Source organism: Mycetohabitans sp. B3, assembly GCF_021498065.1.
Taxonomy (GTDB): Bacteria; Pseudomonadota; Gammaproteobacteria; order Burkholderiales; family Burkholderiaceae; genus Mycetohabitans.
This window is the reverse complement of record NZ_JAHLKN010000018.1, coordinates 71,576-98,332: the sequence shown is the minus strand read 5'-3', so window position 1 is coordinate 98,332 and position 26,757 is coordinate 71,576. Positions and strand designations below refer to the sequence as shown.

General features: G+C 61.6%; 25 protein-coding genes, 1 tRNA gene and 3 pseudogenes. 13 read left to right on the top strand and 16 right to left on the bottom strand.

Annotated elements, in window-relative coordinates; genetic code table 11:
- Positions 1–233: 233 nt before the first annotated feature.
- Positions 234–309, bottom strand: a tRNA-Ala gene (locus KQH55_RS04800).
- A 72-nt stretch (positions 310–381) separates the two neighbouring features.
- Positions 382–1,782 carry a glutamate--tRNA ligase gene (gene gltX / locus KQH55_RS04795; protein WP_235090298.1) on the bottom strand — a complete coding sequence of 467 codons (1,401 nt, stop codon included), beginning with the start codon at positions 1,780–1,782 and terminating at the stop codon, positions 382–384.
- 199 nt (positions 1,783–1,981) lie between these two features.
- Between gltX and KQH55_RS04790 the strand changes: the two genes are divergently transcribed.
- The gene (locus KQH55_RS04790; RefSeq protein ID WP_373566359.1) at positions 1,982–2,920 is read left to right on the top strand and encodes a patatin-like phospholipase family protein; all 939 of its coding nucleotides are present in this window, start codon (positions 1,982–1,984) and stop codon (positions 2,918–2,920) included.
- Between the two features lie 44 nt (positions 2,921–2,964).
- Here KQH55_RS04790 and KQH55_RS04785 read toward each other — a convergent pair whose 3' ends face one another.
- The 5 genes from KQH55_RS04785 to KQH55_RS04765 form a co-directional block, all read right to left on the bottom strand.
- Positions 2,965–3,651 (bottom strand): C40 family peptidase, encoded by a 687-nt coding sequence (locus KQH55_RS04785; RefSeq protein WP_235090297.1) that lies wholly within the window; start codon positions 3,649–3,651, stop codon positions 2,965–2,967.
- Positions 3,652–3,767: 116 nt separating this feature from the next.
- Positions 3,768–5,450: an ABC transporter ATP-binding protein gene (locus KQH55_RS04780; RefSeq protein ID WP_235090304.1), complete on the bottom strand. Its 1,683-nt coding sequence runs from the start codon at positions 5,448–5,450 to the stop codon at positions 3,768–3,770.
- A 72-nt stretch (positions 5,451–5,522) separates the two neighbouring features.
- Positions 5,523–6,596, bottom strand: a complete 1,074-nt coding sequence (locus KQH55_RS04775) for an ABC transporter permease (protein WP_235090303.1) — start codon at positions 6,594–6,596, stop codon at positions 5,523–5,525.
- A 46-nt stretch (positions 6,597–6,642) separates the two neighbouring features.
- Entirely contained in the window at positions 6,643–7,683 is a 1,041-nt protein-coding gene (locus tag KQH55_RS04770; RefSeq protein WP_235090296.1) for a microcin C ABC transporter permease YejB, read from the bottom strand.
- A gap of 6 nt (positions 7,684–7,689) precedes the next feature.
- On the bottom strand, positions 7,690–9,567 hold the full coding sequence (locus KQH55_RS04765; protein WP_076794789.1) for an extracellular solute-binding protein: 1,878 nt from the start codon (positions 9,565–9,567) through the stop codon (positions 7,690–7,692).
- A 135-nt stretch (positions 9,568–9,702) separates the two neighbouring features.
- Here KQH55_RS04765 and fabI point away from each other — a divergent pair, with 135 nt between their 5' ends.
- Both fabI and KQH55_RS04755 read left to right on the top strand, forming a co-directional pair.
- Complete coding sequence (gene fabI / locus KQH55_RS04760) at positions 9,703–10,494, top strand: enoyl-ACP reductase FabI (protein WP_076785082.1); 792 nt, start codon at positions 9,703–9,705, stop codon at positions 10,492–10,494.
- 255 nt (positions 10,495–10,749) lie between these two features.
- Positions 10,750–11,043 carry an H-NS family nucleoid-associated regulatory protein gene (locus KQH55_RS04755; RefSeq protein WP_076797153.1) on the top strand — a complete coding sequence of 98 codons (294 nt, stop codon included), beginning with the start codon at positions 10,750–10,752 and terminating at the stop codon, positions 11,041–11,043.
- A 173-nt stretch (positions 11,044–11,216) separates the two neighbouring features.
- Here the strand turns inward: KQH55_RS04755 and KQH55_RS04750 are convergent, their stop codons facing one another.
- Positions 11,217–12,206, bottom strand: a complete 990-nt coding sequence (locus KQH55_RS04750; RefSeq protein WP_076785084.1) for a LysR family transcriptional regulator — start codon at positions 12,204–12,206, stop codon at positions 11,217–11,219.
- A gap of 126 nt (positions 12,207–12,332) precedes the next feature.
- Between KQH55_RS04750 and KQH55_RS04745 the strand changes: the two genes are divergently transcribed.
- The 4 genes from KQH55_RS04745 to hemP all read left to right on the top strand — a co-directional run bounded on the left by KQH55_RS04745 (position 12,333) and on the right by hemP (position 14,742).
- Entirely contained in the window at positions 12,333–13,250 is a 918-nt protein-coding gene (locus tag KQH55_RS04745) for a pirin family protein (RefSeq protein ID WP_373566358.1), read from the top strand.
- A 160-nt stretch (positions 13,251–13,410) separates the two neighbouring features.
- Positions 13,411–13,812 (top strand): OsmC family protein, encoded by a 402-nt coding sequence (locus KQH55_RS04740; protein WP_076785085.1) that lies wholly within the window; start codon positions 13,411–13,413, stop codon positions 13,810–13,812.
- Positions 13,813–13,876: 64 nt separating this feature from the next.
- Positions 13,877–14,362 carry an SRPBCC family protein gene (locus KQH55_RS04735; RefSeq protein WP_235090295.1) on the top strand — a complete coding sequence of 162 codons (486 nt, stop codon included), beginning with the start codon at positions 13,877–13,879 and terminating at the stop codon, positions 14,360–14,362.
- 107 nt (positions 14,363–14,469) lie between these two features.
- Complete coding sequence (hemP, locus tag KQH55_RS04730; protein WP_076785086.1) at positions 14,470–14,742, top strand: hemin uptake protein HemP; 273 nt, start codon at positions 14,470–14,472, stop codon at positions 14,740–14,742.
- 496 nt (positions 14,743–15,238) lie between these two features.
- Here hemP and KQH55_RS04725 read toward each other — a convergent pair whose 3' ends face one another.
- The 5 genes from KQH55_RS04725 to uvrB all read right to left on the bottom strand — a co-directional run bounded on the left by KQH55_RS04725 (position 15,239) and on the right by uvrB (position 20,790).
- On the bottom strand, positions 15,239–16,654 hold the full coding sequence (locus KQH55_RS04725; RefSeq protein ID WP_235090294.1) for a 4Fe-4S binding protein: 1,416 nt from the start codon (positions 16,652–16,654) through the stop codon (positions 15,239–15,241).
- On the bottom strand, positions 16,651–17,496 hold the full coding sequence (locus KQH55_RS04720) for an FTR1 family protein (protein WP_235090293.1): 846 nt from the start codon (positions 17,494–17,496) through the stop codon (positions 16,651–16,653). The genes KQH55_RS04725 and KQH55_RS04720 overlap by 4 nt, the downstream gene beginning before the upstream one ends.
- 31 nt (positions 17,497–17,527) lie before the next feature.
- Entirely contained in the window at positions 17,528–17,872 is a 345-nt protein-coding gene (locus KQH55_RS04715; protein ID WP_076785089.1) for a cupredoxin domain-containing protein, read from the bottom strand.
- 3 nt (positions 17,873–17,875) lie between these two features.
- Entirely contained in the window at positions 17,876–18,436 is a 561-nt protein-coding gene (locus tag KQH55_RS04710) for an iron transporter (RefSeq protein WP_076787242.1), read from the bottom strand.
- A gap of 263 nt (positions 18,437–18,699) precedes the next feature.
- Positions 18,700–20,790: an excinuclease ABC subunit UvrB gene (uvrB, locus tag KQH55_RS04705; RefSeq protein WP_076785091.1), complete on the bottom strand. Its 2,091-nt coding sequence runs from the start codon at positions 20,788–20,790 to the stop codon at positions 18,700–18,702.
- Positions 20,791–21,185: 395 nt separating this feature from the next.
- On the opposite strand from uvrB, the gene KQH55_RS04700 reads away from it, so the two are divergent.
- Complete coding sequence (locus tag KQH55_RS04700; RefSeq protein ID WP_076797151.1) at positions 21,186–22,385, top strand: amino acid aminotransferase; 1,200 nt, start codon at positions 21,186–21,188, stop codon at positions 22,383–22,385.
- A gap of 141 nt (positions 22,386–22,526) precedes the next feature.
- Here KQH55_RS04700 and KQH55_RS04695 read toward each other — a convergent pair whose 3' ends face one another.
- A complete protein-coding gene (locus KQH55_RS04695; RefSeq protein ID WP_076785092.1) occupies positions 22,527–23,324 on the bottom strand; it encodes a 3-hydroxybutyrate dehydrogenase in 798 nt (265 codons plus the stop codon).
- A 154-nt stretch (positions 23,325–23,478) separates the two neighbouring features.
- On the opposite strand from KQH55_RS04695, the pseudogene KQH55_RS04690 reads away from it, so the two are divergent.
- Positions 23,479–23,646, top strand: a pseudogene (locus KQH55_RS04690) (aldo/keto reductase); the annotation flags it as partial.
- A gap of 93 nt (positions 23,647–23,739) precedes the next feature.
- Entirely contained in the window at positions 23,740–24,585 is an 846-nt protein-coding gene (locus KQH55_RS04685; protein WP_235090292.1) for a 23S rRNA (adenine(2030)-N(6))-methyltransferase RlmJ, read from the top strand.
- A 480-nt stretch (positions 24,586–25,065) separates the two neighbouring features.
- Here the strand turns inward: KQH55_RS04685 and KQH55_RS04680 are convergent, their stop codons facing one another.
- Both KQH55_RS04680 and cueR read right to left on the bottom strand, forming a co-directional pair.
- Positions 25,066–25,215, bottom strand: a complete 150-nt coding sequence (locus tag KQH55_RS04680) for a DUF3563 family protein (RefSeq protein ID WP_076785094.1) — start codon at positions 25,213–25,215, stop codon at positions 25,066–25,068.
- Positions 25,216–25,619: 404 nt separating this feature from the next.
- Positions 25,620–26,012: pseudogene (gene cueR / locus KQH55_RS04675) on the bottom strand (Cu(I)-responsive transcriptional regulator); the annotation flags it as partial.
- Positions 26,013–26,133: 121 nt separating this feature from the next.
- On the opposite strand from cueR, the gene KQH55_RS04670 reads away from it, so the two are divergent.
- The 3 genes and pseudogenes from KQH55_RS04670 to tnpA form a co-directional block, all read left to right on the top strand.
- Positions 26,134–26,328 (top strand): heavy-metal-associated domain-containing protein, encoded by a 195-nt coding sequence (locus tag KQH55_RS04670; protein WP_076794775.1) that lies wholly within the window; start codon positions 26,134–26,136, stop codon positions 26,326–26,328.
- 10 nt (positions 26,329–26,338) lie between these two features.
- Entirely contained in the window at positions 26,339–26,479 is a 141-nt protein-coding gene (locus KQH55_RS04665; protein ID WP_170872377.1) for a hypothetical protein, read from the top strand.
- Positions 26,440–26,688, top strand: a pseudogene (gene tnpA, locus KQH55_RS04660) (IS200/IS605 family transposase); the annotation flags it as partial. The gene KQH55_RS04665 and the pseudogene tnpA, both read left to right, overlap by 40 nt.
- Between the last annotated feature and the right edge of the window lie 69 nt (positions 26,689–26,757).

Genomic DNA, 26,757 nt, shown 5'->3' with positions numbered 1-26,757 from the left:
GCCCCTGTATCGTCCAACGGCGTTATCGACGGCCCGCGTCACAGTCGGCTTTCAACTGAGCGCGCAGCTGTGAGCAGGCACACGTCACGCTGCTCAATCCAACCCTCGACTTAGGGAAGGCCCAAACGCGGGCGCGCCGCGGAATACAGGGGAATGTAGGAGCCGTAAAATTAGAAAAAGCCTTGATTTTCCAAGGCTTTCCGGACTACTTCGGCTTTCTGTTGACTATGTCTTGGTGGAGGTAAGCGGGATCGAACCGCTGACCTCTTGCATGCCATGCAAGCGCTCTCCCAGCTGAGCTATACCCCCGACAGAGAACGAGATTCTAGGGACAAACCGACCATTTGTAAAGCCCCTTGACGCAAAATTCTGTCACCGTGCTCAAGACAGCACCGCCCTCAACCGCTCGAGTACCGTCTCGCGACCGAACAAATACAGCACCGCATCGATCGACGGCGTATGCGTCGTCCCGGCCACCAGCAGACGTACTGGCATCGCCAGCTGCGGCATCTTAAGCTTGTGGGCTGCCAGCACCGCCTTCAACGCCGTCCCGATCGCCTCCTTCGTCCAGTCGATCCCCGCAAGGGCTTCGATAAACTCGGCAAGCGCGGGGCGCACGGCATCCGTCAGATGTCGCTCAAGCTCCTGCGCTGCCGGCGCTGGCGTCCGGTAAAATATCACCGCGCTCTCGGCGATCTCCTTGACGGTGTTCGCACGATCCTTAAACAGCGCGACAACGCCGTCCAATGGCGCCCCCCGTGTCACATCGACACCAAGCGCGGTCAGCATCGGCAACGCGAGCGACGCCAGGCGCGCGTTGTCGGCTTCCTTCAGATAATGGTTATTCAACCACTTCAGCTTATTGGCGTCGTACTGTGCCGGCGACTTGCCCAGGTGCTCGAGGTCGAACCATTCGACAAACTGCTCGCGCGAGAAGATTTCCGCATCGCCGTGCGCCCAACCAAGCCGAGCAAGATAATTCAACACCGCCTCGGGCAGGTAGCCCTCATCGCGATACCCCGTCACGCTCATCGCACCATTGCGCTTACTCATCTTCTCGCCTTGCTCGTTGAGCACTGTGGGCAAATGCGCATATACGGGGGGCGTGCCACCCAGCGCACGCAGGATATTGATCTGGCGCGGCGTGTTGTTCACATGGTCGTCGCCACGGATCACATGTGTGATTGCCATGTCCAGGTCGTCAACGACCACGCAAAAGTTATACGTGGGCGTACCGTCGGGCCGCGCGATGACCAGGTCGTCAAGCTCATCGTTCGAGATCTCAATGTGCCCCTTGACCGCATCGTCCCATGCCACCGTGCCGCTCAGCGGATTCTTAAATCGCACAACAGGCTGCACGCCGGCGGGCGGCGTCGGCAACACTTTGCCTGGTTCGGGCCGCCAGGTGCCGTCATAGCGTGGCTTTAAGCCCGCCTCGCGCTGCCGTTCGCGCAGTGCATCCAGTTCCTCGGGCGACATGTAGCACGGATACGCGAGACCCTGATCGAGCAGTTGCTTGATCACGTCGCGATAGCGGTCCATCCGCTGCATCTGGTAGTACGGCCCTTCGTCAAAATCAAGCCCGAGCCACTGCATGCCATCGAGGATCGCCTGCGTGGCTGCCTCGGTCGATCGCTCGATGTCAGTATCTTCAATGCGCAGAATAAACGTGCCGTGATGTTTGCGGGCAAACGCCCACGGATAAAGCGCGGAGCGAATGTTGCCAAGATGGATGAAGCCGGTCGGGCTCGGCGCAAAGCGGGTACGTACGGAGGTGGTCATTGCAGATCAGGTGGTTCGAGGCATGGCCCGCGGTTCGAGGCAAGACTCGCGGGACCGGGCAAGCCATCATTATACCGGTGCGGCCGCGACGCCCCGGGCAATGTCAGAGCAATGCGCCTAGTCAAGGCAATACGCCTATAATGCGCGCGGGGCACCGTCGTTGCCGTGTCGCGGCAACATCGACCTGTGCGCCCACTTCATGCTGGAGATTTCGTTGAAGCTGTTTGCTGTTTCGCCCACCCGCCGCCGCTTGCTCGGCGCCGCGACGGCCACGCTGCTTGCCGCATGCACCGGCGCTAAGACCCGCTCCAATATAGCCGCCCCCTCGCTGCCGCCCGCCACACCGCCCCGCCCGCTAAAGATCGGGTTGGCGCTCGGCGGAGGCGCGGCGCGTGGTTTCGCCCACATCGGTGTCATTAAGGCGCTCGAGGCGCGCGGCGTCGAGGCCGATATGGTTGTCGGCACCAGCGCCGGCTCAGTCATCGCGGCCTTGTATGCGTCCGGTATGACCGGCCTGCAGATGAACAAGCTTGCGTTGACGATGAACGAGGCGGCGATCAGCGACTGGGCGCTGCCCTTGCGCTCACGCGGCTTCCTCAAAGGCGTCGCGCTGCAAAACTATATCAACACCACGCTGAACAACCGGCCGATCGAAAAGATGGCCCGTTCACTGGGCATCGTGGCAACCGACCTGAAAAGCGGCCAGCCGATCCTGTTTCAGCGGGGCAATACCGGCATCGCGGTACGTGCTTCGTGCAGCGTGCCGTCGATATTTGAGCCGGTGCACATCGGCGATCGCGAATATGTTGACGGTGGCCTGGTGAGCCCGGTGCCAGCCGCGTTCGCCCGCAAAATGGGGGCCGATTTCGTGATCGCCATCGACATCTCGCAGCGCCCGGAAAGCGGTCTGACACGCAGTTCGTTCGACGTGCTGATGCAGACCTTCGCGATCATGGGGCAATCGATCAAAACCTACGAACTCGACAAATATGCCGATATCGTGGTCCATCCCAACCTCGCCGCGATGAGCGGCAGCGATTTCGGCCAGCGGAACGCGGCGATCCTCGCCGGAGAAGAGGCCGTTAATCGGATTTTCCCGCAATTGCAGCAAAGGCTCGCGCTGGCCCGCTCACAGTAAACGCACAGACAGGGGCGATCCGGTCAGCGCGCGGCCGGAAGCGTTCAGTCCGATGTCGATGTGCTGACGCGTTGCCGCAACGCGTCAGCCTTCGCCGGATACGCGGCGTCAAGCCGACGCGCGCCGGTAAACCGCTTTTCCCAGTACCCGCTATCCAGTTCATCGACGCGGATCGTACTGCCGGTCGACGGCGAATGCACGAACTTGTTGTCGCCGATATAGATGCCCACGTGCGAGAATGTACGACGCATCGTATTGAAGAACACCAAGTCGCCCGGCTTCAATTCGCTCATCTTGACCTTTTCGCCGACGCGGCTCATTTCCTCTGCGCGACGCGGCAGCGTCAGGCCGAGCGTGTCTTGGAACACGTAACGGACGAAGCCGCTGCAGTCCAGACCCGAACTGGGCGAGTCGCCCCCCCACCGATAACGCACCCCGATCATGTTGAGCGCGCCGACGACCACATCGCCAGCCTTAGTGGCCATGCCGGAAAGAAACGCATGGGTATTGGACGAAAAGGTCTGGCTCGCGCTTTGCTGGGAAGCCTGGGCACCGCTCTGCGTCGCGCCGTCTTGTGCCGCCAGTGGCCGGGAACCCCGCCCCAGGTTGGCACTTTTTTGCCAACTTCCTGTTTCGTCGGCGTACGCCCCATTTACTCCAGCCATCAACGCGCCGAGGAACACGCTAGCAACAATTCGAACGCAAGCTTGTTTCAGATTGATATGCTGCATCGGATCGGTAGTATTTTCTGGGAAAACTTGAGAAATCAGGGGGATGCGGAAAAGTTTGGACGATACTAACCAGTGTTTATTACGCTGTCAAAGAAAATAGGCAATTCCAATTATTTTCATAAGGTTATTCGTTCCCGCTCGTCCGACTTCGCATCAAATTTGGCAGCTTTCAATAACTGACGCGTGTAAGGATGGGTCGGCGCATGCAGCAGCACCTCGGTGGGTGCGACTTCGACGACCGTACCACCCTGGATGACGACAACCCGATGTGCGATCGCCGCGATGACCTCCAGGTCGTGCGAGATGAACACATAGCCGAGGTTGTACTTTTGTTGCAACCGCGATAGCAAATGCAGCACTTGCTGCTGAATCGACACGTCAAGGGCACTGGTCGGCTCGTCTAGCACCAGAACCTGCGGCTCGACAATGAGGGCACGTGCAATAGCGATCCGCTGACGCTGACCGCCGGAGAATTCGTGCGGATAGCGTAACAATGCGGTGCGATCGATGCCGACCTCACGCAATGTGGTAATTACTTTCGCGCGCCGTGCAGCCTCGTCCAGGCCCGGTACATGCAACACGAGCCCTTCGCCGACGATTTGCTCGACTGTTTGGTGTGGCGAAAGCGAACTGAACGGATCTTGAAAGACGACCTGGATCTGCGCGCGCAACGCTCGGCGCTGGCGTCCACGGAACGAGTCTAGAGGCCGACCGCGAAACTCGATCGTGCCAGTATCGGTGTGCTGCAGGCCGAGCAACGCCATCGCCAACGTCGATTTTCCGGAACCGGATTCGCCCACCACGCCCAACGTCTCGCCCTGGCGCACGGCGACGCTGGCGCCCTCTAGCGCCACGAAGCGGCGCGGCGCGAACCACTCGGCGAGGGTGCGAGGCCGCTTCGGGAACGACACGCGAATGTCGCGCGCCTCCAGCAGCACCGGCGCAATCGGCAACACCGGCAAGATGTTGCGCACTGGCCGACTCGCCAGCAACCGTTGCGTGTACGGATGCTGCGGCGCGAAGAAAATTTGCTCGACAGTGCCCGTCTCCACGAGTCTACCCTGCTCCATTACCGCAACGCGCTGCGCGAAGCGCCGCACCAGGTTCAGGTCATGGGTGATCAGTAGCACCGCCATGCCGTGTGGATGGATATCGCGCGCCTGTTGTAACTCGAGCAGTAACTCCACGATCTGGCCCCGAATGGTTACATCCAGTGCCGTGGTCGGTTCGTCCGCGAGCAGCAACTGCGGCCGGCACGCGAGCGCCATCGCGATCATTGCCCGCTGCCGCTGGCCGCCGGAGAGCTGATGCGGGTAGTCGTCCACCCGCCGAGGCGCGTCGTCGATGCCGGTACGGGCAAGCAACGCGATCGCTCGGCGCCGCGCCTGGCGCTCATCCACGCCGTCATGCCATCGGATCGATTCGATGATTTGCTTGCCGATCGTATACAATGGATTGAGCGCGCTCATCGGCTCCTGAAAAATCATCGCGATCTGGACACCGCGCACACTGCGCATGCGCCTTTCGCTCAACGTAAGCAGATCTTCGCCAGCGAAACGGATCGCGCCGTCCAGTTGCGCGTCGCGCAGCAGACGCAGCACGGACAGCGCGGTCACGGTCTTGCCCGATCCGGATTCGCCGACCAACGCGACCCGCTCCCCCCGGCCAATGGCCAGACTGAGGTCATGAACGGCGATCGACTCGCCGAAACGCACCTGCAAGTGCTCGATCGACAGCAGCGGCTGCGACTGAACCGACGGAACGGCCACCTCACCTGTCGGCGGGAATGCTTGCGTCATTGTCATCGTAGGGTTCATTTCATCAGGCGGCTACCCGAGCAGCACGACGGCGCGGCACCGGCGGACACCACGTCACTGCCCGCCTGCCACGCCCAGCGCATCGGCCAGCCGGGCATCGAGCGCGTTGCGCAACGCATCGCCCATGAACGTGAGCAGCGTCAGCGTCAGCACCAGGACACCGAACGTCGACATGGATATCCACCATGCGTCCAAGTTCGCCTTGCCTTGCGCCAGCAACTCACCGAGGCTGGGCGTGGGTGGCGGCACGCCAAGGCCGAGGAAGTCCAGGCTCGTCAACGCCAAGATCGACGCGCTCATGCGGAACGGCAGAAACGTGATGACCGGCGTCATGCTGTTGGGCATCACGTGTCGGCGGATGATTTGCCAGTGCGACAGCCCCATCGCGCGCGCCGCCTTCACATAGTCGAGCGTGCGATTGCGCAGACACTCTGCGCGCACGTAGGCGGCCAGCCCCATCCATCCGAACAGCGACAGCAGTACCAGCAGCAGCGTGAGGCTGGGTTCGAAAATCGACGCGAAGATGATCAGTAAATACAGCTCCGGCAATGAACCCCAAATTTCCGTCAGCCGCTGCCCCGCCAAATCGATGCATCCGCCGAAGTACCCCTGCAGCGCTCCGATTACGATGCCCAGCAGTGTGCCGATCGCCGTCAGCGCCAGCCCGAACGATACCGACACAGCAAAACCGTACAGCAGGCGTGCGAACACATCGCGCCCCTGGCCGTCGGTCCCGAGCCAGTTCTCGCGCGACGGCGGCGCGGGATTAGGCACTGGCGAAAAATAATTCAGCGTATCGTACGAGTAGGGGTTCGGTGGATAGATCGCGAAATTGCCGGGTTGCTCGAAACGCGCTCGGATATACGGGTCGAGATAATCGGTCGGGGTCGGAAACTGCCCGCCAAATGTGGTTTCCGGATACGTCTGAAACAACGGAAAATACAGTGCATGCTGATAGCGCACGATGAACGGCCGGTCGTTCGACACGAAGAAGCCACACAGGCTGAACGCATACAGTGCGACGAATACCACCAGGCTCCAATAGCCGATACGGTTGCGCTTGAAGCGGCGCCACAGTCGCTGGTACGGCGACGGCGACGCGAGCGCCGGCACGACGCCGCGCGCCATCGCATCCGGGCCGGCCGCATGGCCGGGCTTTACACGCCATCTCACGTCAACGCTCCAAATTGTCAAATTGGATCCTTGGATCGACCAGCACGTAGCACACGTCGGAAATCAGCTGCGTGATAAGCCCGATCAGCGTAAAGAGATACAGCGTGCCGAGCACCACTGGGTAGTCGCGCCGCAGCACCGATTCATAGGACAGCAACCCCAGCCCATCGAGCGAGAACAGCGTCTCGATCAACAAGCTGCCGGTAAAGAATGCGCCGATGAATGCCGCGGGAAAGCCGACGACGAGCGGCAGCATCGCGTTGCGCAGCACGTGCGTGAACAGCACGCGGCGCTCGGGCAGGCCCTTGGCGCGCGCCGTCAGCACGTACTGGCGATGGATCTGGTCAAGAAAAGCATTCTTGGTCAACATCGTGACCACCGCGAAACTGCCGACCACCGACGCGGCCACCGGCAGCGCGATATGCCACAGGTAGTCGGCGATCTTACCCAGCATGCTGAGTTGTGACCAGTTATCCGATGTCAGTCCGCGCAACGGAAACAGTTGCAAGAACGTGCCCCCGCCGAACAGCACCAGCAGCAGCACACCAAGCACGAAGCCAGGAATCGCGTAGCCGACCAACACGACGATGCTGGTCCAAACATCAAAGCGCGATCCGTTACGCACTGCCTTCGCAATACCCAGCGGCACCGATATCAGATAGGTCAACAAAAACGTCCATAACCCGATGCTGATCGACACCGGCAGCTTGGAAACCACCAGCGACCAGACGCTCTGATGCCGGAAGTAGCTGTCACCGAGATCGAATCGCGCATAACGCGACAGCATCAACACGTAGCGCTCCAGAGGCGGCTTGTCGAAACCATACAGTTTCTTCAATTGCGCGATCTGTTGCGCGTCCACGCCGGCGTGCGCCCTCATGCCGAACGGCGCGCCGCCCTGCTCCTGCCCCTTGCGCAACTCGCGCACGGTCTGCTCGACCGGGCCGCCGGGCACGAACTGGATCACGACAAAAGTCAGCGTCAATACGCCGAACAGCGTCGGGATCATCAACAACAGGCGCTTCAGGATGTAGCTCCACATGCCGGTTCAGTGTGCGTCATTCGAGGATGGGCGCTCCTGCGGCGCCTGCCACCATAGCGAGCGTACCCACTCTTCGGCGGTATAGTAAGGTGGCTCGATCCGGGGATACGCCAGCGTGCAACGATAGGCGATCCGGTGCACCGGACTGTACCACTGCGGCACCACGTAATAGCCGTGCAACAGCACGCGGTCCAGCGCGCGACTCGCCGCCAACAGCTCGTCCATCGTGCGCGCGGCCAGCAGCGCGTGCAGGATAGCATCAACCGCAGGCGATTTCAGGCCGAACAAGTTGTCCGAGCCCGGCTCATCAGCCGCATGGCTGCCAAAACGCGCCAGTTGCTCCGAGCCCGGCACTGCGACATCCGGATACCGCAACGCGGTCATGTCAAAATCGAATGCGTCCAGCCGCTTCTGCAACACCGCATAATCCAGCTGCCGGTACGCGACCCGGATGCCAAGCTTTTGCAGGTTGCGGATATACGGCGCCGCGACCTGCGCCATGCCGCCGCCCGAATCGTCGATGATCTCGAACTCGAACGGCGTGCCGTCGCGTGCGCGCAATGCACCGTCGCGGTACGTCCAACCCGCCTGGGCGAGTAGTTCACGCGCCTGAAGCAGATTGGCCCGTAGCGAATGGGGAGGCGGCGCGGTGACCGGCTGCGCCGGCAAAGGCCCAAACACGGCCGGATCGAGTTGCGCGCGCAACGGCGCGAGGATGGCAAGCTCAGCCGCATCCGGCATGGCACGCGCAGCCAGCGCGCCATTGGCAAAATAACTGTTTAACCGGGTGTACTGTCCATAAAACAGTTGCCGGTTCAGCCATTCGAAATCGAGCGCCAAATTGAGCGCGTGTCGCACCCGTACATCGCGGAACAGCGCGCGCCGCGTGTTGACCACGAAACCCTGCATGCCCGCACTATTGTGGTGGCGGAACTCGCGCTTGACTAGCGCACCGCTGCGGAACCGCTTGCCGACATAGCCGCGCACCCATTGGCGGGCAATGTACTCGACGTTCACGTCGAATTCTCCAGCCTTGAAGGCTTCGAGCTTGGCGACGCTATCCGCATAGAGCTTGTATGTGATCCGCTCGAAGTTGTACATGCCGCGCCGCACCGGCAGCCCGGCTGCCCAATAGTGCGGGTCCCGCTTTAACGTGATGGTGCGGCCATTGTCGTAGCGCTCAATCCGATACGGGCCGCTGGCGATCGGCGTCTCGAACGCCAGTTGGTCGAATGGGATACGCGAGCCATCCACGCGCAGCCCCCACTTACGGGAGAACACGGGCACACTGCCGGCCAGCAGCGGCAATTCCCGATTCGGACGCTTGAACTCGAACCGGACCGTCGCGGCATCGATCACCACCGCACGCGTGATATCGCTGAACACCGCAGCAAACTGCGGGGCAGCCAACGGGCTCTTGAGCGTATCGAACGAATATTTGACATCCTCCGCCTGCACCGGGTCGCCATTCGAGAAGCGTGCCTTTGGATTCAGATGAAACGTCGCGCACAGCCGGTCGGGCGCAATCTGCACGTCATCGGCAAGCAGGCCGTAGGCTGACGCCAGTTCGTCCGCGCTGCCGGTCATCAGCGTCTCGAACATCAAGTCGATGCCGGGCGCGACGTTGCCGCGCAGCGTGAACGGATTGAACTTGTCGAAACTTGTGAGCCGGCTCGGGTTAGCCAGCGTCAGCGTGCCACCTTTCGGGGCGTCGGGATTGACGTAGTCAAAGTGCGAAAAACCCTGCGCATACTTCGGCTCGCCGTACTGTGCGATTGCATAGGCGCCATGCGCGGCGCACGCAGCCAATTCGGAGATGACCAGTAAAGCGGCGATGAGACAAGGTTGCAATCGACGACGAAGCCATCGCAGGCCAGGGGTCATGGAAACGGTCCAGGGTTGCACTGTGCGACAATTCTATAGAAAATCGGGCGCCGCACCGGCATCGGGCACCCCGCGCCGTTGCGCGACATGCCGTCGACGGCCCCGACCGGCATACGACTGACATAGGGAGTATTCATGGGTTTTCTGGCTGGCAAACGCATCCTCATCACGGGTCTGCTGTCGAACCGCTCGATCGCGTACGGTATCGCGCAGGCCGCGCATCGCGAAGGCGCCGAACTTGCGTTCACCTACGTGGACGAACGCTTCAAGGAACGCATCACCGAGTTCGCCGCCGGGTTCGGCAGCGAGTTAGTCTTGCCTTGCGATGTGGCCGACGACGCACAGATCAACGCGTTGTTTGCATCGCTGAAGCAGCATTGGGACAGCCTGGACGGGCTTGTGCACTCCATCGGCTTCGCGCCGCGCGAGGCGATCGCGGGCGATTTCCTGGACGGCCTGTCGCGCGAAGGGTTCCGCATCGCGCACGACATTTCCGCCTACAGCTTCCCGGCCATGGTCAAGGCTGCCGCGCCGATGCTGGCGGACACTGCGTCGTTGCTGACGTTGACGTACTTGGGCGCCGAGCGCGTGGTGCCGCACTACAACACGATGGGACTGGCCAAGGCTTCGCTGGAAGCCAGTGTGCGCTACCTGGCGGCCTCGCTCGGGCCGCGCGGCGTGCGCGTCAACGGCATCTCGGCGGGTCCAATCAAAACGCTGGCGGCCAGCGGCATCAAGGACTTCGGCAAGATCCTGCAATTCGTTGAGCATAACGCGCCGCTGCGCCGGAATGTGACCATCGAGGAAGTCGGCAACGTGGCCGCGTTCCTGCTCTCGGAGCTGTCCTCCGGGATTACCGCCGAGATCACTTATGTCGACAGCGGCTTCAACGCGGTGGCCGGTGGGCTGCCCAGCGCAGGCGAATAAGCTGAGTCACGCGAACCGCACGCGTGGCGCCTAGGTGCCCGGCGAAACAAGAACCGCCGGGTTCTTGAACCACGTCCCAAGCCAGCCTTTCATTGCACGCCGAAGCGGGCGATTCATCCAACCTTCGGCACCGGCCGTACGGTTTTTATGCGTTGCCCCATGATATCAGCGTTGCAATGTCAGCCAACATTGTGCATCGTTGCATCGTGCACCATGCATTCCAACCTTAACTGTTCACTAGAGATAGCCGACACGATGGCCACTTACAAGGAACTTCAGGCACAGCTCACCACGCTGATCGAGCAAGCCGAAGCGGCAAAACTTCAAGAACGGGAAGCGGCGCTCGCTCAAGCCCGCGATCTCGTCGCCACCTATGAATTGACCGAAAAAGAAGTATTCGGCCAAGCCAAGCGCGGCGGGCCACGGGCGCACCCGGGCGCGCAACCCAAATACCGGGATCCGCAGACCGGCGCGACATGGAGCGGCCGTGGCCGTGCGCCGGCCTGGATCAACGGCAAAAACCGCAATCGCTTCCTAATCAAAGATTGACGGTGCAGTACACAGCCGGCACTACATTAGTTATCCATAACGACGATACGACAATGCTGAACGGTCGATCGGCTCATGAAAAAGGCCCTCACAAGGAGGGCCTTGCATTTGACGCCTTCGACAGTGGAGTATGACGTCGCTCGATCGCAAATGCGAGCGTCAATGCCGACGCGCTAACCGTCGGCCGCGTCCCCCCAGCTATGCCGCGTCGAATCCGGGCGCGACGCGTCAACCAGGTCAGCATGCGGCGTCCCCGTGCTCTTCTCAATCATTTCGACCAGAAAATCGATGAACGCGCGCACCGCTGGCAGCAATCCCTGTCGGGACAGGAACACCGCGTAAAGCTGCGGCGGCGGCAATGTCCAGCCGGGCATCACCGGCGACAATTGCCCGGCGTTCATCGCCGCCTGGTAGATATTGTCCGGCAGTACCGCAATACCCACACCAGCCAATACCGCCTGGTGGATCATCAGCAAGTCGGCGGTCACCAGCCGCGGTTCATGCTCGTAGTCATGACGCTTGCCATCCGGCGCAATCAGCTTGAATACGTACCGGCCGTCGGCACTGGGCACCGACAGCGTCGCATAGCGCGCCAAGTCAGCCGGCACCATCGGCGGATGGTTCGTGTCCAATAGGCTCGGCGAGCCGACCAGCATTTGCTCCCTGCGCCATAGCGGCCGCACGACGATATTCGCGTTCGCGTGCGGCTCCGAGCGCACCCGCAACGCGACGTCGATCTCGTCCTCGAACAGATCAATCACACGGTTTGTGACGTGCACCACCACTTTCACGTCTGGGTAGCGACGCAGGAACTCCGGCATCCAATGCGCCAGCATCGTTTGGGAGACGGTCATCGGCACGCTAACACGCACCGTGCCGCGCGGTGTCGAGCCGAGTTGGTGAACGGCATCCAGCGCGGCCCGCGCTTCGCCGAGCATCGCCACACAATGCCGATGGAACAGCGCACCCGCCTCGGTCAGCGCAAGCTTGCGCGTCGAGCGCTGCAACAACCGCACCCCGAGCGCCGCCTCCAGATCAGACAGCCGCCGTGACAAGCGCGATTTGGAAATACCCAGCGCGCGCTCGGCAGCAGAAAAACCACCGTATTCGACCACCTGCGAAAAGTACAGCAGGTCGTTCAGATCATGATGACCGAGGTTCACGTCGCCGTTCCATCAGTAGAACAATTCGTTGCAGCACGGCCCGCTGGCAGCCCACAACACCGCGCCTATAATCATCTCATGTTGCATAAATGATGCAAATACCCCAGTTGAATAACGGAGATTCTGATGATCGATCACTTCAGCCACACTGTCGCGTCAGCACACTTGCGGGACATGGGGGCCCGCGCAGTCCGGCAAGTGGTTCCCGCGCAGCGCACCGTGGAGGGTGCGGGATTTGTCGTATACCGGCCGTTCCCGACGCGGACACTGACGGACTTCGATCCGTTCTTGCTGCTCGATGAGATGGGCCCGGTTGACTACGCGCCGGGCCAGGCCGTCGGTGCACCCGCACACCCCCATCGCGGCTTTGAGACGGTCACGTATATGCTAGAAGGCGAATTCGCTCATCGGGACTCCGCAGGTCACGCCGGTACACTCGGCCCAGGCGACGTCCAGTGGATGACGGCCGGCGTCGGCGTGGTCCATAGCGAAATGCCAGCCGCTTCGCTGCTCGAACACGGCGGACGCTCACACGGCTTCCAGTTGTGGGTCAATCTGCCGCGCCGCGACAAAATGATGGCACCGCGCTATCAGGAACTACCCAGTGCGCACATTCCAGTTGCACGCACGCCGGATGGGCGCATTGACGTCAAGGTCATCGCCGGAGAAGCACTCGGGGTGAACGCCGCGATTCAGACACGTACCCCGATCCTGTTCCAGCATTTCCGGATGCAGCCCGGTGCAACCCTGGTGCATCCGATACCGGATGGCTTTCGTGTATTTGCCTATACGCTCGACAATGGCGGCCGCTATGGCGCCCAGCAGACGGCGGCCGGCGCACGGCAGATGGTGATGTTTGACAACGTCGGCGATACGATCGCGATCAGCGCCACCGATCGGCCACTGCAATTTCTGTTGGTCGGCGGCGTGCCGCTCAATGAACCTGTCGTGCGCTACGGTCCATTTGTGATGAACACCGAGGACGAGATCCGCCAAGCCGTCGCGGACTACCGCAGCGGCAAATTTGGACACATCGCTGCCTGAGCAGGGGGCAGCGAGCACCCTGCGGCACAATTCAAGGATGGCAGCCAAGACGTGATGGCAGCGCAATCGTGCACGCATGCGTGCGGCAGTCGTTTCGGTCACAATGATGACTCGCCGACCGTGGCTCAGCCACTTTGGCCAACTTGGAGGACTGACGACAATGAAAGAAGCAAGCGTCACCGCGCACATCGGCCACCACGCGTATCGGGTCCTGCTCGACGATGGCACCCACAACTGGCTAGCGGACGAGCCGGCGTCAGCCGGCGGCGGCGACCGCGGGCCCACGCCCCTGTCGCTGCTGCTGTCCAGCCTGGGTGCGTGCACGTCGATTACATTGAAAATGTATGCGCAGCGCAAGCAATGGCCCCTAGCCGACGTCGATGTTTCACTTGATATCGTGAAGGACGATAAGGGGTCCACTATCCGTCGCACAATCGTGCTGCACGGCGAGCTAGACAACGAGCAGCGGGAACGATTGTTGCACATCGCCAATGCGTGCCCAGTCCATCAGCTGTTGACGCATCCGATCGCCATTCAGAGCGGGCTGGCAGCGGTCGCGTAAACTAACGTCGATCCGCGCTATCATCGCGGCACACGGCGCTTGCCTGTTGAAGGACACTGCTGCTTTGAACTTCGAACACCTGATTCAAGTCAACGACCCGCTGAACCCGTTGACCACTACACTGACTCGTGACGAACTGTGGGCCGGTCTCGTGCTGCGTGCGGAACAGCCACAGTTGTTCGTGCTCGGCCTGGACAGCTGCACGATCCTGTCACGCCACGGCGATACACTAGAACGAGAGTTGCACTACGGAACGGCCACGGTGCGTGATCGCGTGACGCTAAGCCCCGGGCACCAGGTCCGGTATGACATCAAGGCGACCGACGCCCACGTCGGCGGATCGCTAACGATGACGATCGAGCAGCCAGACCCGGTGCAATTGTTCGTGCGCTTCGAGTACCGCACCACGCTACCCAGCACCGTGCAAGGTTCCGATGACGAGCAAATGACTGAAATCGTCAAGTCGGCCTATCGCGAGGCGGATCTCGATACCGTACGGCTGATCCGCGAATATGCGGGCAACGGTCGGCTGTCTACACACGTGCATTGACCCGCTGCGTGGGCTATCAACTTGCTGCGACGATTAATAGACGCAATTGCAAATAAGAATAATTATCATTTAAACTCGTCGTCAACGATCAACACACCGCATCTTCGATGACGACCGTCAACCGCTTTTCCAGCACTCTGCGTCTGCCTTCGGGGACGACGACCCGCCCGATGTGCAGTTCCGCTGCCCAGCCCGGGGACCGGCGTGCCGCAGCAGCGCTCACCACGTCGGCCCCGCAGCCGGTGGGCACGGCTCATGCCACGCATGCGTTGCAAAGCGGCGACTTACTGCAAGGTCGCACGCACGTGAGCATCCTACACAACGGTGAAACGTATCAGCTACGCGCAACGCGGCTGGGCAAGCTGATTCTGACCAAATGACCGGCATGCTGCCCGGCAATTACCAGGCGGCATGTCCAACCGAGTATTGTGGGGACCACCTCAAACCGAGGTGTTTGGCACTAGCCAGCCTTGACGGCATCATCGCGAGACCTAGACCCCTTCGCGCCTGACAAGCCTGCCGCCATAGCCAGCGAAGCCGTTTTTTTTGCGGCGATTCCCCGCCCAATCTCCGAATCCTGATCTAAGCGCCGACTCGGGCTTCGTCACAAGAGAAGTTCAGACGTCCCCGGGCCACCACGGTCCGGCCCTCAAGGGGGCAACCTTGCCGTAGGGCAGGCCGTGCCACAGGCAGACGTTGCCGCAACAGCGGACTTTGCCACATGTCGGAACTTGCCACATGCTGTAATTTGTCACAGGTCGAAACTTGTCACAGATCCAACCCTGTCACAGGTCGGACCTCGCCAGGCCTCTGCGCCAGCCGGATTTCGTTATCCATTTGGACTTCAGCGCGATTCAGGTCTTGCGAGGCCCGTGCTCAGGCCCAGCCCCAGAACATCAGCCACCATGCGCTGTCGACAACCGCCAACGCCGCGACAAAGCACAGTAGTGCACCTACGCCCCGTGCGACACCGGCGCTGCTGCCGTGTACGTGCTTGACGACGATTTTCACCGCGAGATACAAGCTTGCCGTGTTGGCCATCGCCAGCAACGCGAGCCGCACGTCTGGCACCCAGCCAAGCGGCAAATGCTCGGCGCGCAGCAGCGACACGGTGGTGGCCGACAAACCAAGGAACACGCCCATGCCGGCCAGCGGGATCAATGCCTGCACAAAGTGATGCAGCCGCGACGTACGCCACCGGCCGAGTAGTAGGTTGCCAGTCGCGACGCACGCCAGCAGCACCGTGCCATACAACAAGCCCGTGGTAACGATATAGCCGATCACCAGGCCGCCGTCGAGCCACGAGAACGCATCATTCTGCTCCGGATAGTGCGTGAAGATGAACCATGGCGCGTTGGTCTGCAGTGGCCACATGATGTCGTGGTCAATCAGCCACGCGGCCAGCGATTGCTTGATCGAGACAAACAGCGGGCTGACGGTCCAGTGGAACGCGCCGATCGCGATGCCGAGCAGCCCGTACAGAATCAACGCGGTGTCCCACCGGTTCGCCCCCTCCTCGCCCAGCTCAACGACTTCCTGCGCCGGCGAGCGCCATGTCAGCTCAATCGCATCGCGATGGCCGCTGCAACGACCACACATATGGCAGGCCGACGCGCCCTTCATGTTTCGCAACGGCACGAGCGGCGCGCAGTTCACCGGGATCACACGGTGCCCATGCTCGCCCTGCGTGTATGAACGGCGCCACGCCCGCTCATCCACCCGGTAGCGCAGCGGGGCGAGCCGCGCCAGCAGCGCAAATACGCCATTAACCGGACACAGGTATTTGCACCACACCCGTTTTTCCCGGCCGTACAGCAGGCCAATCACGATGGCAGCAACGGTCGATCCCCCGAGCACCAGCAGCACCGCCTTCGGATACTGGTACACGCTGACCATTTGCCCATAGATCGTCGTGAGTCCGAACGCGACGAACGGCCACCCGCCCCAGCGTATCCAGCGCGGAATCGGACGGCCCAGCCCATGCTTGCTCGCGAACTCGGACAATGTGCCTTCCGGGCACAGCACGCCGCACCATACACGCCCGAGCATCACCATCGACAGCAGCACGAACGGCCACCAGATGCCCCAGAACACGAACTGCGCGAATACCGTGAGGTTCGACCAGATATGCGCGGTATCGTCCGGCAGCGGCATGAAAGCCGGCACCAGGATCAACAGCGCATAAATGAGCACGACAACCCACTGCACGTTGCGGATCACCGTGTGATGGCGCTGCATCCAGTGCCCAGCCTCGGCCAACCAGCCGGAGCGTGGAGCAAGCATCACACTCATGCGGGCTTCCTCTGCGCGCCCGAGGATTGGCGCTGCCGGGTCCGGCGCAGCAATACCCAGACCACCAGCCAGAACAATGCATACGCAATGACGTTAGCCAGTGCCGGATGGGCCCGATAGCCGGTCAGCGTCGCCACTAGCGAGCCGACTGTACTCGAGTCGTCCAGGATGTGCGACGTGTCCCACACCATATCGATGCCGGTCGGCACGATTTCCTTGTCGATCAGCTTGTCGATACCCGCCTCGAATAGCCCCGCGCCGAGGAATAACAGCATGACCTCGGTGACGCGGAAAAACGCGCGCCACGAGAATATCCGGCCACCCAGTTGCAGCAGATAAAACGTGAGCAACGCGAGCGCTAGACCGATCAGCACGGCCAGCCATTGCATCACATCGACGTGGCCCGACCGGCCGAAGCCCAGCCCATACAGGAAGATCACCGTTTCACTGCCTTCGCGCGCGATCGCTAGTGCCGCGAGTACGGCGACACCCCACCAGTTTGCATTACGCCGGCTCTCGGCCAACGACATTTCCATGTCGCGCTTGAGCGTGCGGCCATGCCGCTTCATCCACAGCACCATCTGCACGATCAGCACGCACGCGACCAGCACCATCGCCGCCTGAAAATAATCCTGCGCATCACCGGACAGCACTTCGGTAAAGCCGACTAGCGCGGCACCCAGGCCGACTGCCGCCAGCAATCCCGCACCGACGCCAAGCCACAGCCACGGCAATCCCTTACGCGCGTCGGCATCGCCATTAGTCAACCAGGCATGCAAGATGCCGACCACGAGCAGCGCCTCGACGCTCTCCCGCCATACGATGAACAGAATTTGACCCATTACATCTTCCTTCGCGCGGCTGCACGGCCCATCACTTTGCCACTATCACGCCTTGCGCGCTCTGATGAAAATCATCGAAGAACTTGTACTCACCCGGCGACAGCGGCGCGATCACGACAAACGACTGGGCGCCCGGCGCCAGCACCTTCTCCTTGCGCAGTTGCACGCTCTCGAACTCGACAGCGCCCTTGCCAGTGTTGTAAATCTCGATCTTGATGCGCTGGCCGGCCGGCACTTCGATGCGCGCCGGATTGAGCTTGCCGTCCGCCATCTCGAGCCGGAACGTGGGCAGGTCCGCAGCGCGGGCGACGCCGCCGAACGCGGCGCTCCACGCAAGCAGCCACGCCGCAACCTGTAATTTGAGCGTGCGCTTCATCGATTAGTAACCACCCTTTTTGCCGATGCCGGCGAACGGGAAGTCATAGTTCAACTCGAACGGCTTGAACCACGGACCGACGCCGGTTTCCTTGTCAACGTGGCGGCCGAACGCCATATGCCCGGTCTGCGCGGGCGGCGCGATGAACAGCTTCAGGTGGTACTTGCCCGGTCCCGCGAGCTTTACATTGTCGCCGTAGTGCGGGCCATCGCTCGCTACCATCGCCATCAGATCACCCTTTTGCACATAGTTCGAGCCGGGCTTGGTCAATTCGTAGCGCACCTGCAAGTACGGCATCCAATCGCCTTCGGCAAAGCCGGTCGGGTTGTTCTTGACCGCATGGATGTCCGCCTCCAGATGGATGTCCGAGTCGGACGCCTTGCGCATCATGCCTTCCGGGTCCATCGTGATCGGTTGCAGATACACCGCACCGACTTCCATCCCGCCCTGGATCTGCGGTTTGCCAATCGGATACTCGGCTGCCGACGCTACGCTTGCGGCGCCCATTGCCAGTGCAAATGACACCACCGCGGTGGCGGTACGAACTAGACGAAAAACTGCCATCGACATTCCTCGTTGTAATGTGTGTGAAAACTGGAATAAGAACAATTCTCAATACACTACCAGTGTAGCACTGATCCGTGCGTTACCCCAAGCGGCAATGTGCGCCGCACCGGCACATCTCGTCACCGCGTCGTCACGCGGGCTCGCGCTCCGGGCACTCCGGGCACTCCGGGCACTCCGGGCACTCCGGGCACTCCGGGCACTCCGGGCACTCCCGGGCACTCCCGGGCGCCCCGCGCCCCACGCGGCGTCGCGGCCGCGGTCTAGCGCAGGTCCGGCACGTGGTCGCCGACGCTCGCGCCGAACGCGCGCTGCTTGAGCCGCGCCAATTGGTCGCGGGTCTGCGCCGCCTTCTCGAACTCGAGGTTCTTTGCGTAGTCCAGCATCTGCTTTTCGAGCTTTTTGATTTCCTTCGCAAGCTGCTTGTCCGACATATCCTCGATTTTCGCGCGCTCCTGCTGTGCGCGAAGTTCAGCACGCGCGTCGTCCACGTCGTAGACGCCGTCGATGATGTCCTTAATCCGCTTGACGACGCCACGCGGCACGATGCCGTTGCGCTCGTTGTATTGGATCTGCTTACGACGACGCCGCTCGGTCTCGTCGATCGCGCGTCGCATCGAGTCGGTGATCGTGTCGCCATACAGGATCGCGCAGCCGTTGACGTTGCGCGCAGCCCGCCCGATCGTCTGGATCAGCGAGCGCTCGGCGCGCAGGAACCCCTCCTTGTCCGCGTCCAGAATCGCCACGAGCGACACTTCCGGGATGTCAAGCCCTTCGCGCAGCAAATTGATGCCGACCAACACATCAAAGGTGCCCAGACGCAGGTCGCGGATGATCTCCACCCGCTCAACCGTATCGATGTCGCTATGCAGGTAGCGTACCTTCACACCGTGGTCGGCAAGAAACTCGGTCAGTTGCTCGGCCATGCGTTTGGTTAGCACGGTGACCAGCACCCGATCGCCAGCCACCACGCGCTGGTTGATTTCCGACAGCACGTCATCGACTTGCGAGCTAGCGGGACGGACCTCGATCTGCGGATCAACCAGCCCGGTGGGACGTACCACCTGCTCGACGACCTGGCCCGCGTTGCGCTGCTCGTAGGCAGCCGGCGTCGCCGACACGAACACCGCCTGGCGCATCTTGCGCTCGAATTCGTGAAACTTCAGCGGGCGGTTGTCCAGTGCGGACGGCAGCCGGAACCCGTACTCGACCAGGTTTTCTTTGCGCGATCGGTCCCCGTTGTACATAGCGTTGAGCTGGCCGATCAGCACATGCGACTCATCCAAGAACATCAGCGAGTCAGCCGGCAGATAGTCGCACAGCGTTGGCGGGGGCTCGCCAGGCGCGGCGTCCGAGAAATGCCGCGAGTAGTTCTCGATGCCCTTGCAGAAACCGAGTTCCTGAAGCATCTCGAGATCGAACCGGGTGCGCTGCTCAAGCCGCTGCGCCTCGACAAGCTTGCCCTCCTGGTGGAAAAACGCGAGCCGCTCGCGCAACTCCTCCTTGATCGTCTCAACCGCTCGCAACACCGTGTCGCGGGGCGTCACGTAATGTGACGACGGGTAGACGGTGAAACGCGGGATACGTTGCCGCACCCGCCCGGTCAGCGGGTCGAACAAATGCAATGATTCGACCTCGTCGTCGAACAACTCGACGCGCAATGCCATTTCGGCATGCTCGGCTGGGAACACATCAATGGTGTCGCCCCGCACGCGGAATGTGCCACGCTGGAAATCGACATCATTGCGCATGTACTGCATGGCAATTAGCCGGGCGATGATATCGCGCTGGCCGATGCGGTCACCGTCGCGCAGCGTGAGGATCATCTGATGGTATTCCGACGGATTGCCGATCCCGTAGATTGCCGAGACCGTCGCGACGATCACGACATCACGCCGCTCCAACAGACTCTTGGTGGCCGACAGCCGCATCTGCTCGATGTGCTCATTGACCGCCGAGTCCTTTTCGATGAACAGGTCGCGTTGCGGTACGTACGCTTCGGGTTGGTAGTAGTCGTAATACGACACGAAATATTCGATCGCGTTGCGCGGAAAAAACTCACGGAACTCAGAATACAGCTGTGCGGCCAGCGTCTTATTCGGGGCGAATACAATCGCCGGGCGGCCGAGTCGCGCGATCACGTTGGCCATCGTGAACGTTTTGCCCGAGCCGGTCGCGCCGAGCAGCGTTTGGAACGCGAGGCCGTCCTGGATACCCTCGACCAGCTGGCGGATGGCCTCCGGCTGGTCACCTGCCGGTGGAAACGGCTGATACAGCTGGTAGGGCGATCCATCGAAGACAACGAATTTGCTCTCGTCGAGCACGTTATCGTTCTCGGTGTGCGATGCGGACATGGGTCATTCCTTCCGGCCGGGACAAGCAAACGTACATTCTAGCGTTTTGGCACGACACGAGGCCGAGCGGGGTCTCGGTGAATAGCGTTTTGGCACGACATGAGGCCGAGTCTCGGTGAAATCGCCACGCCCGGCCGCGCACCGGCACCCATTCGAGTCCCAGCACTGGCACCGTTACCGGGAAGGCAGCGCAACCATACACAGGCGCAAGCCATACGCCGGAGTAAGCCATACGACGGAGCAGATCAATGAGGCATAGTTCTCTGCTGCCAGCCGACGCGGAACAATGCGGCCGGCATTGGTTACAATGCTAGGATGGGTGGTTGCATGGCGTCGATCCCAAGCATGCCATGGCCGCCGTTCGCCGTCTTTTCGAACTCACTGTCGATACGATCATGTCTCTTTTCTCCGTCGTCGAACTCGCGCCGCGCGACCCGATCCTGGGCTTGAACGAAGCTTTCAATGCCGATATCCGTCCGACAAAGGTCAACCTGGGCGTGGGCGTCTACACGAACGAGGAAGGCAAGATTCCGCTGCTGCACGCGGTACGCGAGGCTGAACGGGCCCGGCTGGAACAAGCGTTGCCGCGCGGCTACCTGCCGATCGATGGGATCGCCGCATACGACACAGCAGTACAAAAGCTGTTGTTGGGTAACGACTCGCCGCTGATCGCCGAGGGCCGCGTTGTTACCGCACAGGCGCTTGGCGGAACCGGTGCGCTGAAAATCGGCGCGGATTTCCTCAAGCGCATCGAGCCGAACGCGAAGGTGGCGATCAGTGACCCGAGCTGGGAAAATCATCGCGCACTGTTTGAAAGCGCCGGCTTCGAAGTTGTGGCATATCCTTACTACGACCCGGCGACCCACGGTGTGAAGTTCGACGCGCTGCTTGCCGCGCTGAACAGCTATCCGGCCGGCACGATCGTGGTGCTGCACGCCTGCTGCCACAACCCGACAGGCGTCGATCTGGACGAGGCGCAGTGGCAGCAAATCGTCGATGTGGTCAAGGCTCGCGAACTGGTGCCGTTCCTGGATATGGCCTACCAGGGCTTCGCGCAAGGCATCGACGAAGATAGCGCGGCGGTACGCCTGTTCGCGTCGGCGGGTATCGACGTATTCGTCTCCTCGTCATTCTCCAAGTCATTCTCGCTGTACGGCGAACGGGTCGGTGCGCTGACGATCATCACGCATGGCGATGAGGAAAGCGCGCGCGTGCTGTCGCAATTGAAACGTGTGATTCGCACCAACTATTCGAATCCGCCGACACATGGCGGCGCGATCGTGGCGGCGGTGCTCGGCAATCCCGAATGGCGCGCGCTCTGGGAACAGGAGCTTGGTCAAATGCGCGAGCGCATCCGCGCGATGCGCGGCGGCCTGGTACAAAAGCTTAAGGACGCCGGCGTGCAACGCGATTTCGAATTCGTCAACCGGCAACGCGGCATGTTCTCGTATTCGGGGCTCAACGCCGCGCAAGTCGAGCGTCTGCGCGAAGAGTTCGGTATCTATGCGGTCAGCACTGGACGGATCTGTGTGGCCGCGCTCAATACGCGCAACCTTGACGTGGTGGCCAACGCCATCGCGCAAGTATTAAAGTGACCGGGGCGAGCGATGGCGTGACGCCCGCCGTGCCATCGCGCCGAGCGCACCGCCGCCTGCAACACCAATGCCACCGTCTCGTACGGCGGCGGTGGCGCAAGCAGGGGCTCATCGCTCGGATGGGTCGGGGTTCATGGCAGGCTACTTCATCGACCAACCGTGCGAGACGAGAAACGACTGGCCAGTGAGTGCTGCACTCGGATACGCGGCCAGAAACAGCGCCAGTTGCGCGACGTCGTCAGCGGTAGTGAACTCGCCGTCCACGGTGGCACCAAGCATCACGCGCTTAACCACCTCTTCCTCGCTGATGCCCAGTTCCTTGGCCTGCTCCGGAATCTGCTTGTCCACCAGCGGCGTGCGCACGAATCCTGGACAGATCACGTGCGAGCGCACGTGATGCGCGGCCCCTTCCTTCGCGAGCACACGCGCCAAGCCAAGCAGTGCGTGCTTGGCGGCCACATACGCCGATTTCAGCGGCGACGCCTCGTGTGAATGCACTGAGCCCATATAGATCACGACGCCCCCGCGATCGCCAGCGTACATGTATTTGAGCGCCGCCTTGGTGGTCAGAAACGCACCATCGACGTGAATCGCCTGCATCTTCTTCCAGTCCGAGTACGCATAGCTTTCGATCGGATTGACAATCTGGATGCCGGCATTGGACACCAGAATGTCCATCGAGCCGAACGCCTCGGCAACCTGGTCGATGCCGGCATTGACCGCATCCTCGTCCGTCACGTCCATCGCAACGCCGAGCGCCCGGCCGCCTTGCTCGGCGATCTCCCGTGCGACCGCCTGCGCACCTTCGAGGTTCAGATCGGCGATGCCGACCGCGGCGCCGGCTTGCGCGTAGACGCGGGCAATCTCGCGGCCGATCCCGCTTGCCGCACCGGTGACGATGGCTGTCTTGCCGCTCAGATTCGTATTCAAAGTCGACATCGATTTTTCTCCTAGCCAGTGGGTAACGTTAACGTGACGCGTCATCGCGACCGGCGACCGATGCCCAGGCCCAGTCTGACACCGCGCGGCGAACGAATTGCGCTATTGTGCCTGGAACCGGGGCTCGTGCTGCAATGCGATAGCCGTCAGGCTCGCGCGCGACGCCGGTGTGAACTTTTTCGATAACGCCGAGGTGTACGCGGGCGGCCACTCCGAGCAAATTATGGGTGGGGCACTGCGTGCGCTTCGCTGGCCGCGTGCCAGCTATATCGTATCGACGAAATGCTTCTGGGGCATCGAGCACATTGTGGGCACCGCGCACCAGTGACAGCGCCGCGCTCGCATCCCGGCAATGCAATGCGCCCGGTTCACAGGCGTAGAATAGCGAGCTTTCCGCGCCCGCCCACCCAGCATCATGCTCAGTTACCGTCACGCCTTTCACGCCGGCAATCATGCCGACGTACTCAAGCATTGCGTCGTCGTGCACCTTCTGCGCTATCTTGCTCAGAAGGACAAGGCGTTCTGGTATATCGACACGCACGCGGGCGCCGGTGCGTACGCGCTGCACGAAGGTTACGCGCAGAAGCGACTCGAATTCGAAACAGGTATTGCGCGGCTGTGGAAACGCACCGATCTACCGGCGCCGCTGGCCGATTACGTGGATGCCGTACGTGCATTGAATCCGGATGGCGAACTGCGTTTCTACCCCGGCTCCCCCTATCTCGCTTGGCAGACGCTGCGCGAGCAGGACCGAATGCGGCTGTTCGAGATGCATACGACAGAGATCGACGTGCTGCGCAGCAATTTTCGCGATGCCGGGCGGCGCGCGATCATCGCCGGCGGCGACGGCTTCGAGGCAATCAAGGCATTGCTGCCGCCTCCGCCGCGGCGTGCCCTGACACTGATCGATCCTTCCTACGAGGACAAGCGCGACTATGCGCGCACACTGGGTTGCGTCCAAGAGTGCCTGAAGCGCTTTGCGACGGGCGTCTATGCGATCTGGTACCCGCAAGTCACACGGCCCGAAGCGCAGCGCTTTCCCGCTCAACTCAAGCGCTTGCGGCAAGACCGTTGGCTGCATGTGGCACTGAGCGTCGGCACGGTGCCAAAAGACGGTCTGGGGCTGTACGGCAGCGGCATGTTCGTGCTCAATCCGCCGTATACACTGACTGCGGCGCTGCACGAAACCTTGCCCTGGCTCGTCGACGCACTGGGCGTCGACCGGCAAGCCCGCTTCGTACTGGAGGTAGGCAGCGACTGAAAACGGGAGACTAACGCGGCGCGGCGCGGTGCGGTGCGGTGCGGTGCGGCAAACCATACTGCATTGCGGCACCGGCATAATTAATATGAAGTTGTCCCAGGCCAATGGGACATCGTTTCGCTTGAATGCGGACGGCAACGCGGTCTCCCGTCACCGCAGCGCACGAGAACCCGGCGGTTGACGGCTTCGTCAGTTTCGGCAGACCGGACGCCATCAACGGCCCCATTCGGGAGAGACGAGACGGCAGCAGATCAACGCCGCCGGTCGCGCGCGGCGGCGGAATGTCGCATTGCGCGCCGTTCGACGGCAAGTCGGACAGGGAAGGATTCGTCGGCGACGAGCTTGGGTCGCGTAGAATATCAGGGCCGCGGTATGTGGTCTGTACCGGCTTCGGTGCAGGCGTCCCTACCCGTTTCACCGCCAAGTATCAAGCCAATCCTAACCCGACTCGGTCGGCTCCCCCTACCGCGCAGCGTAGGATTAGAATGAGCGGTAACCGTTGTGTTCCAGCGCGCGAATGCGCCGCTCGAGTTCGAAAATATCAGCCGACTGCGCCAAATAAGCCTCGCGACGGCGACGTTCGGCGTTCTCGAACCAGTTCGATAAGGCCATCATCAGATAGGTCAGCATCACAATTCTCCAGGGAGCCGGGGGACGTCCCGCCGGAATGACGTCAGGGATTTCCCTTAATCGGGTTAACCCGAGTATAGAAATCCGCCTCTAAAAAGTCCAGCGAATTGCACGAATAATGGGCATGCCCGTTTGGGATGCCCATTCAGTGTGAGCCGCCGGATCCGTCCGGCATCGTCACCACGCCTATTCCGGGGCATGCAGTGGAGCGGCGCGGCCACGCTGATCGACTCGCCGTACAAAGCGCTGGCAACAGGTGTTCAGCCTCGCGAACGCGAACTTCTGCTTTGGGGTAATGCTGCTGCGTCAGTGAGCGCGGCCTCAACACGTTGTCCGCGTGCCGCACGACGGCTGCGGGCCACGCCTGCCTCGGGCAGTGGCGATGCATAATGCGCACATGGGCCGCTGTCGGCTAACGCCAGATGTTCGATGATCGGGCAATCCGGCCGCGCATCGCCATGGCAATGCGCAGCCAGGTGCGCTAGTGTGTCACGCATCGCCGACAGCTCCGCGATGCGCTGCTCGAGTTCGGCGACGTGACCTAGCGCGATTGACTTGACCTGTGCGCTGGCTCGCTCGCGATCGTCCCACAACGCCAGCAATCGCCGGATATCGACGACCGAAAAACCCAGCCGCCTCGCATGGCGCACGAACCGCAGCGCGTGAACCTCCTTGTCGCCATACACGCGATAGCCGGCATCGGTGCGGCTGCGCGGCATCACGAGCCCAATGCTCTCATAGTAGCGGATCATCTTTGCGCTGACGCCTGACGCGCGCGCGGCCTGGCCTATGTTCATGATTGTCGATGCACCGCGTGCGATTCAATACACTAAAAATGCTACACCTTGCCACAATGGGAAGGTGTACGCTGATGTGGATTAATTTGATCAATTTGCGCTTTATTGACAGGAGCCCCTCATGATCGAATTCAATGTATCCGGCATGAACTGCCAGCATTGTGTCAAAGCAGTTACCGAGTCGCTCCGCGCGCGCGATGTGCATGCCCGAGTCGATGTCCACCTCGAACGAGGCCACGTGACGGTCGACAGTACCCAACCCCGCGCCGCGCTGAAAGCGGCGATCGAGGATGCCGGCTATACCGTGAATGAATAAGCGAGGCAGAATGAGTCAGCTCGTTGTGCCGCGCGGCGGCGCTAAAGCGGCCATCATCGACGCATCCGGTCTGCTTGCCGGGCGCTTGCCGCCGAATTCGCAGGTCAGCCGGAGTGGAACGGCGAGGATGCCCACGTTCACCTTCTGGTGAACTACCCACCGAAGGTCGCGCTGTCCGCGCTGGTGAACAGCCTGAAAGGTGTATCGAGCCGTTTGGTGCGAAAGAAAAGCTCTCCGAGCATTCGGCGCAAGCCGTGGGGCGGTGCGCGATGGTCCCCATCCTACTTCGCCGGTAGTTGCGGTGGTGCGCCCATCGAATTCGTCCGTCAGTACATCGAACAGCAGCGAACGCCGCACTAGCGCCATAGAAGGATGCTGCCGGCATCCGCGCTATCCTTCCCCGCCATGAATGGCGAGGGTTGTCGCGCA

Bases quoted from the DNA above. Each gene is read 5' to 3' on its own strand.
- gltX (WP_235090298.1), bottom strand. From the start codon at position 1,782: ATGACCACCTCCGTACGTACCCGCTTTGCGCCGAGCCCGACCGGCTTC.
- KQH55_RS04790 (WP_373566359.1), top strand. From the start codon at position 1,982: ATGCTGGAGATTTCGTTGAAGCTGTTTGCTGTTTCGCCCACCCGCCGC.
- KQH55_RS04785 (WP_235090297.1), bottom strand. From the start codon at position 3,651: ATGCAGCATATCAATCTGAAACAAGCTTGCGTTCGAATTGTTGCTAGC.
- KQH55_RS04780 (WP_235090304.1), bottom strand. From the start codon at position 5,450: ATGACGCAAGCATTCCCGCCGACAGGTGAGGTGGCCGTTCCGTCGGTT.
- KQH55_RS04775 (WP_235090303.1), bottom strand. From the start codon at position 6,596: ATGGCGCGCGGCGTCGTGCCGGCGCTCGCGTCGCCGTCGCCGTACCAG.
- KQH55_RS04770 (WP_235090296.1), bottom strand. From the start codon at position 7,683: ATGTGGAGCTACATCCTGAAGCGCCTGTTGTTGATGATCCCGACGCTG.
- KQH55_RS04765 (WP_076794789.1), bottom strand. From the start codon at position 9,567: ATGACCCCTGGCCTGCGATGGCTTCGTCGTCGATTGCAACCTTGTCTC.
- fabI (WP_076785082.1), top strand. From the start codon at position 9,703: ATGGGTTTTCTGGCTGGCAAACGCATCCTCATCACGGGTCTGCTGTCG.
- KQH55_RS04755 (WP_076797153.1), top strand. From the start codon at position 10,750: ATGGCCACTTACAAGGAACTTCAGGCACAGCTCACCACGCTGATCGAG.
- KQH55_RS04745 (WP_373566358.1), top strand. From the start codon at position 12,333: ATGATCGATCACTTCAGCCACACTGTCGCGTCAGCACACTTGCGGGAC.
- KQH55_RS04740 (WP_076785085.1), top strand. From the start codon at position 13,411: ATGAAAGAAGCAAGCGTCACCGCGCACATCGGCCACCACGCGTATCGG.
- hemP (WP_076785086.1), top strand. From the start codon at position 14,470: ATGACGACCGTCAACCGCTTTTCCAGCACTCTGCGTCTGCCTTCGGGG.
- KQH55_RS04725 (WP_235090294.1), bottom strand. From the start codon at position 16,654: ATGAGTGTGATGCTTGCTCCACGCTCCGGCTGGTTGGCCGAGGCTGGG.
- KQH55_RS04720 (WP_235090293.1), bottom strand. From the start codon at position 17,496: ATGGGTCAAATTCTGTTCATCGTATGGCGGGAGAGCGTCGAGGCGCTG.
- KQH55_RS04715 (WP_076785089.1), bottom strand. From the start codon at position 17,872: ATGAAGCGCACGCTCAAATTACAGGTTGCGGCGTGGCTGCTTGCGTGG.
- KQH55_RS04710 (WP_076787242.1), bottom strand. From the start codon at position 18,436: ATGGCAGTTTTTCGTCTAGTTCGTACCGCCACCGCGGTGGTGTCATTT.
- uvrB (WP_076785091.1), bottom strand. From the start codon at position 20,790: ATGTCCGCATCGCACACCGAGAACGATAACGTGCTCGACGAGAGCAAA.
- KQH55_RS04700 (WP_076797151.1), top strand. From the start codon at position 21,186: ATGTCTCTTTTCTCCGTCGTCGAACTCGCGCCGCGCGACCCGATCCTG.
- KQH55_RS04695 (WP_076785092.1), bottom strand. From the start codon at position 23,324: ATGTCGACTTTGAATACGAATCTGAGCGGCAAGACAGCCATCGTCACC.
- KQH55_RS04685 (WP_235090292.1), top strand. From the start codon at position 23,740: ATGCTCAGTTACCGTCACGCCTTTCACGCCGGCAATCATGCCGACGTA.
- KQH55_RS04680 (WP_076785094.1), bottom strand. From the start codon at position 25,215: ATGCTGACCTATCTGATGATGGCCTTATCGAACTGGTTCGAGAACGCC.
- KQH55_RS04670 (WP_076794775.1), top strand. From the start codon at position 26,134: ATGATCGAATTCAATGTATCCGGCATGAACTGCCAGCATTGTGTCAAA.
- KQH55_RS04665 (WP_170872377.1), top strand. From the start codon at position 26,339: ATGAGTCAGCTCGTTGTGCCGCGCGGCGGCGCTAAAGCGGCCATCATC.